Source organism: Micromonospora sp. NBC_01796 (assembly GCF_035917455.1).
Classification (GTDB): domain Bacteria; phylum Actinomycetota; class Actinomycetes; order Mycobacteriales; family Micromonosporaceae; genus Micromonospora_G.
The window spans coordinates 8,093,230-8,106,107 of record NZ_CP109078.1 but is presented as its reverse complement, the minus strand read 5'-3'; the positions used below and the strand labels follow the sequence as shown (position 1 = coordinate 8,106,107).

Genomic DNA, 12,878 nt, shown 5'->3' with positions numbered 1-12,878 from the left:
CCATGCCCGCCGCCCCACCCCTGGCCGTCACCGCGGATCCGGCCGCCGCCTACCCCGAACTGCCCCGCCTCCGTACCGCCCTGCAAAGCCGGGACTGGGACGGTGTGACCGCGATCCTCGCCGACCAGGAAACGGCCGGACGTACCCGGCTGATCCGTTTCGCCGGAGAGTCCGAGGCGGCCGACCAACTGTCCCGGGAGCGGCTCGGCGCCGATCCGTCCGACACCCTCGCCGCCGGACTGCTGGGCTCCCGGCTGATCGAGCAGGCCTGGAAGGTACGTACCGGGGCACGCGCACAGAACGTCAGCCGGCTCCAGTTCATCCGCTTCCACGAGATCCTCCGCGAAGCCGAACAGGTACTCATCGACGCCGCCGCGTACGACCCGAGCGACGCGGCGATCTGGACCCAGCGCCTGATCACCGCCCGAGGACTGGAACTGGGCAAGTCGGAAGCCCGCCGCCGGTACGACCGGCTCGCCGAACACGACCCGCACCACCTGCCCGCGCAGTCCCAACTCCTGCAACAGCTCGCTCCGAAGTGGAGCGGAACGCTGGAGGAGATGCACGGCTTCGCCCGTACGGAGATGCTCGCCGCGCCCGAAGGGGCACCGAACGCGGTCCTCGTCCTGGAGGCGCACATCGAACACGCGCTGCTGGAGCTGAAGGGCGACGAACGGGCCCGCTACTTCCGCAAGCCCGAGGTACGCGAGCAGGTGCAGGAGGCGGCCGCCCGGTCGATCCTGCATCCGGCGTACCGAAGGACGGTCGGCTGGGTCGCGGTGGAGAACACCTTCGCCTTCATGCTCACGATGATGGACGACTACGTTCCGGCCGCCCGGATCTTCACCGGGCTCGGACCGCTGGCCAGCGAAACACCGTGGGTCTACCTCGGTAGCCCGGTGGACCTGTTCACCCAGTTCCGTGACCGGGCGATGAAGAAGGGTGGCGCGCGATGATCCGCCAGACCGAGGTCGACGGCGTACCGACCCTGCTCGCCGGAACCACCGGTCCGATGCACGCGGGGCTGATGTTCCGGGTCGGGCAGGCCGACGAGACGCTCGCCCGTCGGGGCATCACCCACCTGCTGGAACACCTGGTGCTCTTCCCGGTCGGCACCGCGGACTACCACTACAACGGGGCCACCGGCAGCGTCATCACGTACTTCCACATGCAGGGGTCGGCCGCCGACATCACCGCCTTCCTGGTCGGGGTCTGCCGGTCCCTGCGGGACCTCGCCACCGACCGGCTGGAGACCGAGAAGACCATCCTGCGTACGGAGTGGAGCAGCCGGAACGGTTCGGCGACCGACCAGATGTCGCTGTGGCGGCACGGCGCCCGCGACTACGGCCTGCTCAGCTATCCCGAGTGGGGGCTGTCCGGGCTGACCGCCGACGACCTGCGGGACTGGGTGGCCCGGTACTTCACCCGGGAGAACGCGGTGCTCTGGATCGCCGGCGACGACGTGCCGCCGGGCCTGACGCTCGACCTGCCGTCGGGACAGCGGCAGACCGTACCGGTGGCGTCCTCGGCGTTGCCGGTCACCCCGGCCTTCTTCCACGGTTCGTCGCGGGCGACCGCGTGGGACGCGGTGGTGCCGAGGACCGCCGCCGCCACCGTGTTCACCGGCGTACTCGAACGGGAACTGTTCCGCAGCCTGCGCCAGCGCAGCGGGCTGTCCTACACGGCGGCGGCGAACTACGACCCGCGCGGCGACGGGTTCGCCGTCATCACCGCGATCGCCGACGCGCTGCCGGAGAAGCAGGACGCGGTGCTCGGCGGGTTCGTGGACGTCCTGGCGAAGCTGCGGGTGGGGCGGATCGACGAGGCGGACGTGACCGCCGTGGTCGGCAAGTCCACCGAGTCGCTCGCCACCGGCGAGGCCGACGCCGCACGTCTGCCCGGAGCCGCGTTCAACCTGCTCACCGGCCACCCGTTGCATTCCGGCGACGAGTTGGTGCGGGAGCTGAAGGCGGTGACGGTCGAGCAGGTGCACGAGGTGACCGGGGTCGCGCTCGGCTCGGCGCTGCTGATGACACCGCACGGGCGTACCGCCGACTGGGCCGGCTTCACCGCCGCGCCGACCGGCTCCGAGGAGGCGGTACGCGGCACGACGTACCAGGGGTTGGGCAACGTGTCGTCGCGGCTCGTGGTGGGGGAGTCGGGGGTCAGCCTGGTACCGAAGGAGGGCGAGCCGGACACCGTACGGTTCGACGAGTGCGCGATCCTGCTGGCCTGGCCGGACGGCGGGCGTCAGCTCATCGGCACCGACGCGATCGCGGTCCGGATCGAGCCCACCCTGTACCGGGGCGCGGAGGCGCTGAACATCGACGAGCGGGTGCCGGCAGAGCTGCGGGTCGACCTGCCCGCCCGTGACGCGGAGCAGATCCCCCGACCGGGAACGGCGGCGCCCTCAACCGGCGCGGCGGCGTCCGGCGGGCGGGTCACCGCCAACCGGCTCCAGGCCGGTGCCCTCGGCCTGGTCACCCTGGTGGTCGGGGCGGTGGCGCTGGGGGTCACGATCGCGATGATCGTCGGGGCGATGGAGTTCCGGCTGCTCCCGGCGATCGGCGCCTGGATCATCACCGGCTACCTCGGTCGCATCTTCCTCGCGAAGTGGCAGGGACGGCAGGACTAGACGGGTTTGGGTGGCCCTGCCACTCCCAGGAAAACCGGGACTCAGTCACCCGCGTCCGCGAGGGCGCACAGTCGAAGAGCACACGGGCCGACCCCAGTAGCGCGGACACCGAGCTGGCCGCTATTGGGGTCGATAGCCTGAATGTACTTTTCGACGTGAAAGAGGCGACATGACCCGCACTGCTACCGGAGGCGTCTTCACCGGCATCGACGGCTTCACCGTCAGCCGGATGGGTTACGGGGCCATGCAACTGGCCGGACCCCACGTCTTCGGCCCCCCGAAGGACCGCGACCAGGCGATCGCCGTACTGCGCGAGGCGGTGGAACTCGGGGTCACCCACATCGACACCGCCGACTTCTACGGTCCGGTGGTCGTCAACGAAATCATCCGGGAAGCCCTCCACCCGTACCCGGCCGACCTGCGGATCGTCACCAAGGTCGGTTCCCGCCGGGGTGCGGACGGCTCCTGGATCCCGTCGCTGGACCCCGAGGACCTCAAGGCCCAGGTACGGGAGAACCTCCAGCACCTCGGCCTGGACGTCCTCGACGTGGTCAACCTGCGGGTGGGCACGGCCGAGGACACCGCCGACGAACCCCTCGCCGAGCAGTTCGGCGCCCTGGCCGAGCTGCGCCAGGAAGGGTTGATCCGTCACCTCGGGCTCAGCGGCGTCACCCCGGGCCAGCTCACCGAGGCGCAGGCGATCGCGCCGGTGGTCACCGTGCAGAACCTCTACAACGTGGCCAGGCGCCAGGATGACGACCTGCTCGACCGGTGCGCCGCCGAGAACATCGCCTTCGCCTCGTTCTTCCCGCTCGGCGGCTTCACCCCGTTGCAGCACGACACGCTCGTCGACGTCGCCGCCCGGCTGGGAGCCTCCGAGCAGCAGGTCGCGCTCGCGTGGCTGCTCCAGCGGTCACCCGCGATGGTCCTCATTCCCGGCACCTCGTCCCTGGCCCACCTGCGGGAGAACATCGCCGCGGCCGACCTGGAGCTGTCGGCCGACGCGGTCGCGGAACTCGACACCATCGGCCGGTAGCCGCACCGGCACCCCTCACCGGCGCGGTGGACCCACCGACGGCGCCGGGCACCACCTCGTGAAGGAAGACGATCCATGACCATCACGCTCGTTACCGGCGGTAACAAGGGCCTCGGTCGGGAGACCGCCCGCCGCCTCGTCGCCCTCGGACACACCGTCTACATCGGCTCCCGCGACCCGCTGCGCGGCCGGATGGCGGCGGACGAACTCGGCGCACGGTTCCTCCAACTCGACGTCACCGACGCCGCCTCCGTCACCGTCGCGGCGGCGGAGCTGAGCCGCCGGGAGAGCCGGCTCGACGTCCTGGTGAACAACGCCGGGGTCTTCGAAGGCATGGTGAAGCCCGACGACGCCACCGCAGCCCGGACGGAGCGGGTCTTCGAGGTCAACGTCATCGGCCTCGTACGCGTCACGCACGCGTTCCTACCGCTGCTGCACGCCTCCGACAGACCGGTGATCGTCAACGTCAGCAGCGGGCTCGGCTCGTTCGGCATGGTGCACGACCCCGAACGGGGCGAGCACGCGTACGCGCTCCCCATCTACGCCTCGGCCAAGGCGGCGGTGAACATGCTGACCGTGCAGTACGCCAAGGGCCTGCCGGACATCCGGATCAACGCCGTCGAACCCGGCTTCAGCACCACCGACCTGCACGGGATGACCGGGCACGGACTCCAGACGGTCGAGGAGGGCACCGACGCGATCGTGCGGCTGGCGACCATCGGCCCGGACGGACCCACCGGGACCTTCTCCGATCGCCACGGAGACCTGCCCTGGTAGGACCACCTGTTCCCGGACCTCACTCCGCCGGCTGGCCTCGGTCGGCGGAGTGGTCCGTACGTCGGACGAAGACCTCGATCCCGTCGAGCACCCGCTCCAGGCCGAACTCGAAGGCCCCGTTCGGGTCGTACGCGCCCTGGTTCGCCTCGCCCGCCGCGCTGCCGACCGCGCTCGCGACCGGGTAGCTGTCCGGGTCGAGGACCTGCTCCAGCAGCGGGGCCTGGGCGGCCCACCACTGTTCGTCGGTCATCCCCGTCCGGCGTTCGACCTGGACCGCATCCACCGTGCCCCGGGCCGCCCCGGCGACGTACCCGAGCAGCAGGGTGAGCACCGAGTCCATCTCCACCTCGGTCAGCCCGATGCCGGACAGCGCCCGCAGCTCGTAGTCGTACTTGGCGATCAGGTGCGGGCCCATCGGGGGTCGCTGGACGGCGACCTCGAGCATCCACGGATGTCGCTGGTAGGTGGTCAGGTTCTCCCTGGCGATGTGTTCGAGCCGGGTCCGCCAGTCCAGGTCACCCTCGTCCGGCCGGTCCATCCGCCCCAGCACCGCGTCGAGCATGACGTCGACCAGTTCGGCCTTGCTCGGCACGTACGTGTAGAGCGACATCACCCCGACGCCGAGCCGTTCGGCGAGCTTGCGCATGGACAGGGCGGCGAGGCCCTCGGCGTCGGCCAGTTCGATCGCCGTGTCGACGATCCGGTCGACGGTCAGCCCGGAGCGGGGCGCCGGCTTCTCCGGTCCGCGCCAGAGCAGGGCCATGCTCCGGGCCGGGTCTCCGCTGCCGGTGTACTCGGTGGTCATGGCCGCTCCCGGGGACGCTCGCGATTCGGGTTGGCACTCGCCAACCGTACGGTGTACGGTCTGCTCCGTACACCGTACGATCTTAAGGGGTCCGGATGGCAGTGGCAGCGGCAGCCGTACAGGTCGAGGGTCTGGTCAAGCGCTACGGTGGGCGCCCCGCACTCGACGGATTCGACCTCTCCGTACAACCCGGCACGGTGCACGGCCTGCTCGGGCCGAACGGCGCCGGCAAGACCACCGCCGTACGCATCCTCACCACACTGCTGCGACCCGACGCCGGCCGGGCCCTGGTCGCCGGCTACGACGTCGTACGCGACCCGGTCGCGGTACGCACCCAGATCGGGTTGGTCGGCCAGCACGCCGCGGTGGACGAGATCCTCGGCGGCCGGCAGAACCTGGTCATGTTCGGCCGGCTCTACCACCTGCCCGCCGCCACCGCCCGGCGCCGGGCCGACGAACTGCTCGCCCGGTTCGGTCTCGCCGACACCGGCGACAAACCCGTCGGCCGCTACTCCGGCGGCATGCGCCGGCGGCTCGACCTCGCCGCGAGCCTGATCCTCGCCCCACCGGTGCTCTTCCTCGACGAACCGACCACCGGGCTCGACCCGCGCAGCCGGGCCGAGGTCTGGGACGCCGTCCGGAGCCTGGTCGCGGGCGGCACCACGGTCCTGCTCACCACCCAGTACCTGGACGAGGCCGACCAGCTCGCCGACCGGATCTCGGTGGTCGACCACGGCCGGAGCATCGCCGAGGGCAGCACCGACCAGCTCAAGTCGCGGCTCGGCGGGGACCGGATCGACGTGGTGGTCACCGACGGCGCCCAACTGCCCGTGGCCGCCTCGGTGATCGCCGGGATCACCGGCGCCGAGCCCAAGGTCGACCCGGACACCCGGCGGATCAGCGCACCCGTCGCCGACCGGGTCCCCGCGCTCACCGCCGTCGTCCGGGGACTCGACGCCGCCGGGGTCGACGCCGAGGACATCGCGCTGCGCCGCCCCACCCTCGACGAGGTTTTCCTGCACCTGACCGGGCGCCCGGCCACCACCGCCGACAGTGGCACCGCCGCCTCCGACGAAAAGAAGGTGACCGCGTGACGACCCTCGCCCCGCCCCCGGCCCGGTCGGTGCTCGGCCGGCTGCGCTGGGCCGTCGCCGACGGCTGGACGATCACCCACCGGGACCTCTCCCACTGGGCCCGGCAGCCATGGCAGATCGTCATCGCGTTGCTCTTCCCGGTGCTGACCGTGCTCATGTTCGGCTACCTGCTCGGTGGCGGCATGACCGTGCCGGGCGGCGGCGACTACCGGGAGTTCCTGCTGCCCGGAATGTTCGCCCTGACCATGGTCTTCGGGCTGGAGACGACGTTCGCCGCGGTCGCCACCGACGCCGCCAGGGGCGTCACCGACCGGTTCCGGTCGATGCCGATGGCACCGTCGGCGGTGGTGGTCGGTCGCGGCACCGCCGACCTGCTCAACTCGGTCGTCGGCCTGGCCCTGATGATCGGCTGCGGGCTCGCCGTCGGCTGGTCCTGGCACCAGGGCCCGGTACGCGCCGCCGCCGCCATCGGACTGCTCCTGCTGCTGCGCTTCGCGCTGCTCTGGGTCGGCATCTGGCTCGGCCTGCTGGCCAAGGGCCCGGAGGCGCTGGTTGCCGTACAGATCCTGGTGTGGCCACTGGGCTTCCTGTCCAACACCTTCGCCGCGCCGCAGACCATGCCGGGCTGGCTCGGTGCGATCGCCGAGTGGAACCCGCTCTCCTCGACCGTCGCCGCGACCCGGGAGCTGTTCGGCAACCCCGGGTGGGGTGGTGACTCCTGGATCGCCCAGCACGCCCTGCTGATGGCGGTGCTCTGGCCTACCCTGCTGATCGTGGTCTTCTTCCCCCTCGCCGTACGCCGTTACCGCAGGCTGGGCGCGTGACCGGCGGGCTGGTCGCGGCGGGCGATCCCACCGGGGAGGGGCCCCGGGTCGAGCTGACCCGGTGCGCCGTCCTGTTCGAACCGGCCGACCCGCCCCGCGCCGGGACGGTGGCCTTCTGGACCGCCGAGGGTGCACCGGAGCCGGTGGGCGAGCCGGGCAAGCTCACCGTGCTCACCCCGGATCCGGCCGACCCGACGGCGGTCACCACCCGTACGGTCGAGGCCCGCCGGCTGCCCGTACGCGACGCCCTGCCGCTGCTCGTACGGGCCCGCCGCGACGACGGTACGGCGCACCCGGCGGCGGTGTTCTGGGGTGCCGCCGCCGACGAGGCCCTGCACCTGGTCGGCCGGGGGCGGCTGCTGCCGGGGATCTCCCCGGACGGGTTCGACGCCTGGCGGATCGGCCCGTTCGACGAGTCCGACCTGGAGCGGGTCGCCGCACTCGGGGCCGCGATGCCGGCCACCGCGCGGGCGATACCACTGCCCGAGCAGGACCCGCCCCGGCTCCCCGACGCCGTGACGCTGGTACGCCGGTTCCTCGACGCGGTCGCCGACACCCTGCCCCGGCGCCCCGACGCCACCGGTGCCTACGCCGCCGACGCACCACAACCCGCCGCGGAACTGCGCGACTGGGCCGGGGAGATCGCCGCGGTGGACACCGGGATCCGGCTGTCGCTGCGGATCGAGGCCGATCCGGACGACGTCGGCACCCAGCCGCTGCGGGCGGTGCTCCAGGTCGCCGACCGGGGCGACCCCGGCTCGCTGGTCGACGCCCGTGCGCTCTGGACGCCGACGGGCGGGGCGGGATCGTGGGCGGGCCGGTCGGACAGTGCCCGTACCGACACCAGCCTGGCCGTACGCCGCGCCGGGCGGGTGTTCCCGCCGCTGGGGCGCCTGCTCGACGACGCGGTGCCGGACACCCTCGTACTCGACGACGACGAGGTCACCGACCTGCTCGGCGGCGGCGCCGCTCGGCTGGCGGCGGCCGGGGTGGCGGTGCACTGGCCCCGCGAACTGGCCGCCGAGTTGAGCACCACCGCGCTGCTCGGTGGCGGCCGGGACCTGCCGGCCGGCAGCGGCGGGCTGTTCGGCGACGGCCGGCTGCTGGAGTTCAACTGGCAGGTGGCCCTCGGCGGGACCCCGCTGAGCGCGGCGGAGATGGACCAACTCGCCGAGGCGCACCGGCCGATCGCCCGGCTGCGCGGTCGGTGGGTCCTGGTCGACCCGGAGACCGTACGCCGGGCCCGGCAACGGGTTCTGCCGGCGCTGAGCCCGGTCGCCGCCCTCGGCGCCGCGCTGACCGGCACGGTCGAGATCGACGGGCGGTCGGTGCGGGTCGGGTCGACCGGCTGGCTGGAGGACCTGCGGCGGCGCATCGTCGACGCCGACGGCGGCTCCGAGCCGCTGCCCGCACCCGCCGGACTGGCCGCGACCCTGCGCGACTACCAGCTTCGCGGTCTGCGCTGGCTGACCCGGATGACCTCGCTCGGCCTGGGCGCCTGCCTCGCCGACGACATGGGACTCGGCAAGACCATCACGCTGATCGCCCTGCACCTGCACCGCAGCCGGGATCCGGAGACCGCCGGGCCGACCCTGGTCGTCTGCCCGGCCTCGCTGCTCGGCAACTGGGAACGGGAGATCCGCCGGTTCGCCCCCGGTGTGCCCGTACGCCGGTTCCACGGGACCGGTCGGGATCTGGACCCGGCCGACGGGTTCACCCTCACCACGTACGGCACCATGCGGCTGGACGCCGCCCGGCTGGCCGGTCAGCGCTGGGGGATGGTCGTCGCCGACGAGGCCCAGCACGTCAAGAACCCGGCGTCGGACACCGCCAAGGCGTTGCGGACCATCAACACCGGGGCCAGGGTGGCGCTGAGCGGCACACCGGTGGAGAACAACCTGACCGAGCTGTGGGCGATCCTCGACTGGACCACGCCGGGGCTGCTCGGCCCGCTGCCCGCGTTCCGGGAGCGATGGGTGCGCCCGGACGGCGCGGCCGACCTCGACCGGCTCGCCCGGCTGGTCGGCCCGTTCCTGCTCCGCCGGCGCAAGACGGATCCGGGGATCGCCCCGGAGCTGCCGGCAAAGACCGAGACCGACCGGCCGGTGACCCTGACACCGGAGCAGGCGGGGCTCTACGAGGCGGTGGTCCGGGAGACCCTGGAGCAGATCCGGCTCAGCACCGGGATGGCCCGTCGGGGTCTGGTGCTGGCGCTGCTGACCGCGTTGAAGCAGATCTGCAACCATCCGGCGCAGTACCTGGCCGAGGAGGAGCCCCGGCTGCGCGGCAGGTCCGGCAAGCTGGAACTGCTCGACGAGCTGCTCGACACGATCCTCGCCGGTGGGGGAGCGGCCCTGGTCTTCACCCAGTACGTGGCCATGGCCCGGCTGCTCGAACGGCACCTCACCGGGCGCGGGATCACCACCCGGCTGTTGCACGGCGGCACCCCGGTCCACCGGCGCGAGGAGTTGGTGGAGCGGTTCCAGGCCGGCGAGGTCCCGGTGTTCCTGCTCTCGCTGAAGGCCGCCGGGACAGGGCTCAACCTGACCCGCGCCGACCACGTGATCCACTACGACCGCTGGTGGAACCCGGCGGTCGAGGACCAGGCCACCGACCGGGCGTACCGGATCGGGCAGACCCGGCCGGTGCAGGTGCACCGGCTGATCGCCGAGGGCACGGTGGAGGACCTGATCGCCCGGACCATCGCCGACAAGCGCGGGCTGGCCGACGCGGTCCTGGCCGGTGGCGCGGCGGCGCTGACCGAGTTGACCGACGACGAACTGGCCGAACTGGTGACCCTGCGGGAGACGGCATGACCGACGGCGGCAGTGGCGGCGGCGAGGTGCTGGGCTTTCCGGCGTTCCCGAAGGGGTTGCGTCGGATCCCGCGCTTCGCCCGGTCGTGGTGGGGACGGGCCTGGCTGACCGCGATGGAGGAGACCGCGCTGGACAGCATCCAGCTCCGCAAGGGGCGGCGGTTCGCGTACGGGGGGCACGTCGGTTCGATCACGGTCAGCCCGGGGCGGCTCGCCGCCACCGTGTACGACGACGCGGGCGGCTCGTACCGGACGGTGGTGGAGGTGGAGCGGCTCACCGGCCCGGAGTGGGAGCGGCTGCTCGGGGCGATCACGGCGAAGGCGGGTCACCTCGCCGCCCTGCTCGACGGGGACGTCCCGCAGGAACTGGTCGACGCGGCACACGACGTCGACGTACGGCTGCTGCCCGGAATCGGCGACCTGCAACCGCACTGCTCCTGCCCGGACTGGGAGTTCCCGTGCCGGCACGCGGCGGCGCTCTGTTACCAGTCGGCGTGGCTGATCGACGCGGATCCGTTCGTGCTGCTGCTCCTGCGCGGTCGGGGCGCCGCCGAGCTGCTCGGGGACCTGCGACGGCAGCCACCGAGCCCGTTGCCGGGGTTCGGGGCGGGGCCGGTCGGGGTCGCCGCGACGGAGGCGTTCGCGCTGCCGGTGGCCGCGCTGCCGCCCGTACCGCCGGGTCTGCCGGAGCTGGACCCCGACGGACTGTTGCCGGCGGTGGTGGCCGGGGCGGGGGTGGAGCCGGGGTTGCTGCGGCGGCTCGTCGCCGACGCGGCGCACCGGGCGCGGGCGCTGGGCGGCCGGACTTCCGGTACGGCCGGCTGACCCCGCGCGGCCAACACCCGGTTCTGGGTCCACATCAACGACCAGCCCGCCAACCCGTGGAGCTGACCGGACTGTCCTGAACACCACCGGCCGCCGTCCCCCGTGAAGTCGCGGGAGGCGGCGGCCGGTGCCGTCGCAGAGGTGGGAAGCGATCAGGAGACGCTGATCGCCCCGTTGCTGGACCGTACGCAGGCCACCGTGCGGTTGACCGTGGCGGCTGCCCCGGTCAGGCACTGCCCGAGGACCGCGTGTCCGGCGGCGTTCGGGTGCCACGACTCCTGGCACGTCTGGAAGTACGACACACAGCTGTTCGCGATCCGCTGGATGGCGATCTTGTCGTACCCGGAGAGGCTCTGCAGGAAGACGCCGGTCGGCCCGTCCTGGAGCCGGATCGGGGTGGCGAGCGTACCGGCCGGGCTGTTCGCCGCCTCGCAGAGCCGGGCGCCGTCGAAGGCCCGCTGGACGTTGAGGTACACCAGGTCGTCGCCGGGGAACTCGGCCCGCATCGTGTTGTGCACCGACTGGACCAGCGAGCCGAGGTTGCCGGAGAAGAGGTGACCGGCGGCGAGGCTGGCGCGGTGGATCGGGCAGCCGGCCGCGTACCGCTCCGCGCCGAGGTCACGGAACTTGTCCCGGCTGTCGTCGCGGCCGTCCTCCTCGTGGAACCTGGACTCCAGGTCGAACGGGAGCGGGTTGGTGTAGTCCTGGAAGACGACCCGGTGCTGGCCGTCGGGGTCGATCTGGTCGAGGGTGCTGAGCAACTGCCGTACGGCGGTGGTCGTCTCGGCGGTGGCGGCGCTGACCTGTGCCGGGGTGGCCAGGTCACCGGAGCTGCACGGGGCCTGCTCGACCGGGCCACCGAGGTAGGCCCAGAACTCCCACCAGCCGGTCCAGGCGTCGGCGACGAACCGGTTGGCGCACTTCGACGCGACGTCGCCGAAGGTGAAGGAGCTGTTGTTCGAGCCGAGTCCGATCAGGACCAGGTCGATGTCGTGGGTCTGCGCGACCGCGCGGAGCTGGTCGAGCTGCGAGGCGACGGTACGGCCCTTCGCCCGGTTGACCGAGGCGGTGGCGATGTCGTACGGCTGGCCGCCGGAGCAGGCGAGGTTGAACCGGCTCTGGATGCCGGGCAGGTTCGCCTGGTTGAGCGAGGCGTTGGCGGACCGATGACAGAAGAACGCGTTGTTGTTCGGCGCCGACCAGCCCGGAAAGCCCTGGGCCACGCCGTTGACGTCGACCACCGGGGTGTACGCCCCGGCACCCTCGCCGCTGATGAAACTGTCGCCGAGCGCCACCGCGGCGGTCGGTAGGGCCGCGACCTCCGCGACCGGTCTGGCTGCCGCGCCGGATCGGGCCGTGGTGGTGGCCGACAGCGCATCGACCGAGCTCAGGGTCGCGACGAGGGCGACCACGAGCGCGGTACGACGGAACATGGACATGTGTTGTCCTCCCTGCTGGCTCGCAGAATGCGAGATATCTTCGCGACCGCGATCAGACCACGCCTGGCGCTCGCCGTCAACGATCGATCCACGTGGTTCTGTCGGTGATCCGACCGGATCCGGGCAATTCCGATCGGTCAAGTGTGAAATTGGCCTGGTCGGACCGGTGGAGACCGATGGCGGGGATTCTCGGCGCCGTACTCGGTACGGGCGGTGGACGGTGGTCCGGAGGTGGGTGCCGGCGTCCCTTGCGGACGGATCGTTTCCGCCATCGACCGAGGTGGGGCGGTGTCCGACCGGCACGTCCGGGTGCGTCGATCAGCCGGTCGGAACCGGCACAGTGGACCCGGTCGCCGGCTTGTCGGGGTCGGCGGGCGACCGCCCACCCGACGCAGTCGATCACTGTCGGTGGTTACGTTATCGCGCATCGCTGACCCGGCCGGGGTTGTTGTCGCTGGTCGACACCTAATCGTCTACTTGACATGAACTCGGATCGGCTTCTACCTTCGACTTAGTGTCAGTCTGACGAAAATGGTCGGGTGATCGACCGTCAACCGCTCCGTCGTCCGGCACGACCGCGCAACGCCAGCTCCACGACGCAGGTCCGGCAAGCCTCCCGGCACAATCG

The 12,878-nt window shown here is 72.1% G+C and carries 10 protein-coding genes; 8 read left to right on the top strand and 2 right to left on the bottom strand.

What is annotated here, in order from left to right:
- The first annotated feature begins 2 nt into the window (after positions 1-2).
- The 4 genes from OIE47_RS36030 (at position 3) to OIE47_RS36015 (ending at position 4,448) form a co-directional block, all read left to right on the top strand.
- Positions 3-956, top strand: coding sequence for a hypothetical protein (locus OIE47_RS36030; protein ID WP_326559020.1), 954 nt, complete (start codon positions 3-5; stop codon positions 954-956).
- On the top strand, positions 953-2,635 hold the full coding sequence (locus tag OIE47_RS36025) for a M16 family metallopeptidase (RefSeq protein ID WP_326559019.1): 1,683 nt from the start codon (positions 953-955) through the stop codon (positions 2,633-2,635). Before OIE47_RS36030 ends, OIE47_RS36025 begins: the two co-directional genes overlap by 4 nt.
- Positions 2,636-2,804: 169 nt before the next feature.
- Entirely contained in the window at positions 2,805-3,671 is an 867-nt protein-coding gene (locus OIE47_RS36020) for an oxidoreductase (protein ID WP_326559018.1), read from the top strand.
- 75 nt (positions 3,672-3,746) lie between these two features.
- Entirely contained in the window at positions 3,747-4,448 is a 702-nt protein-coding gene (locus OIE47_RS36015; RefSeq protein WP_326559017.1) for an SDR family NAD(P)-dependent oxidoreductase, read from the top strand.
- A 19-nt stretch (positions 4,449-4,467) separates the two neighbouring features.
- On the opposite strand, the gene OIE47_RS36010 is transcribed toward OIE47_RS36015, so the two are convergent.
- Positions 4,468-5,253 carry a TetR/AcrR family transcriptional regulator gene (locus OIE47_RS36010; RefSeq protein ID WP_326559016.1) on the bottom strand — a complete coding sequence of 262 codons (786 nt, stop codon included), beginning with the start codon at positions 5,251-5,253 and terminating at the stop codon, positions 4,468-4,470.
- A gap of 95 nt (positions 5,254-5,348) precedes the next feature.
- On the opposite strand from OIE47_RS36010, the gene OIE47_RS36005 reads away from it, so the two are divergent.
- Genes OIE47_RS36005 through OIE47_RS35990 form a run of 4 tightly spaced genes read left to right on the top strand, consistent with a single transcriptional unit; the run spans position 5,349 to position 10,811 of the window.
- On the top strand, positions 5,349-6,347 hold the full coding sequence (locus OIE47_RS36005; protein ID WP_326559015.1) for an ATP-binding cassette domain-containing protein: 999 nt from the start codon (positions 5,349-5,351) through the stop codon (positions 6,345-6,347).
- Entirely contained in the window at positions 6,344-7,171 is an 828-nt protein-coding gene (locus OIE47_RS36000; RefSeq protein WP_442792025.1) for an ABC transporter permease, read from the top strand. The genes OIE47_RS36005 and OIE47_RS36000 overlap by 4 nt, the downstream gene beginning before the upstream one ends.
- A complete protein-coding gene (locus OIE47_RS35995) occupies positions 7,168-9,987 on the top strand; it encodes a DEAD/DEAH box helicase (RefSeq protein WP_326559014.1) in 2,820 nt (939 codons plus the stop codon). Before OIE47_RS36000 ends, OIE47_RS35995 begins: the two co-directional genes overlap by 4 nt.
- Positions 9,984-10,811 (top strand): SWIM zinc finger family protein, encoded by an 828-nt coding sequence (locus OIE47_RS35990; RefSeq protein ID WP_326559013.1) that lies wholly within the window; start codon positions 9,984-9,986, stop codon positions 10,809-10,811. The genes OIE47_RS35995 and OIE47_RS35990 overlap by 4 nt, the downstream gene beginning before the upstream one ends.
- A gap of 152 nt (positions 10,812-10,963) precedes the next feature.
- Here the strand turns inward: OIE47_RS35990 and OIE47_RS35985 are convergent, their stop codons facing one another.
- Positions 10,964-12,250, bottom strand: coding sequence for a hypothetical protein (locus OIE47_RS35985; protein WP_326559012.1), 1,287 nt, complete (start codon positions 12,248-12,250; stop codon positions 10,964-10,966).
- Between the last annotated feature and the right edge of the window lie 628 nt (positions 12,251-12,878).

Bases quoted from the DNA above. Each gene is read 5' to 3' on its own strand.
- OIE47_RS36005 (WP_326559015.1), top strand. From the start codon at position 5,349: ATGGCAGTGGCAGCGGCAGCCGTACAGGTCGAGGGTCTGGTCAAGCGC.
- OIE47_RS35990 (WP_326559013.1), top strand. From the start codon at position 9,984: ATGACCGACGGCGGCAGTGGCGGCGGCGAGGTGCTGGGCTTTCCGGCG.
- OIE47_RS36020 (WP_326559018.1), top strand. From the start codon at position 2,805: ATGACCCGCACTGCTACCGGAGGCGTCTTCACCGGCATCGACGGCTTC.
- OIE47_RS35985 (WP_326559012.1), bottom strand. From the start codon at position 12,250: ATGTCCATGTTCCGTCGTACCGCGCTCGTGGTCGCCCTCGTCGCGACC.
- OIE47_RS36010 (WP_326559016.1), bottom strand. From the start codon at position 5,253: ATGACCACCGAGTACACCGGCAGCGGAGACCCGGCCCGGAGCATGGCC.
- OIE47_RS36025 (WP_326559019.1), top strand. From the start codon at position 953: ATGATCCGCCAGACCGAGGTCGACGGCGTACCGACCCTGCTCGCCGGA.
- OIE47_RS36015 (WP_326559017.1), top strand. From the start codon at position 3,747: ATGACCATCACGCTCGTTACCGGCGGTAACAAGGGCCTCGGTCGGGAG.
- OIE47_RS36030 (WP_326559020.1), top strand. From the start codon at position 3: ATGCCCGCCGCCCCACCCCTGGCCGTCACCGCGGATCCGGCCGCCGCC.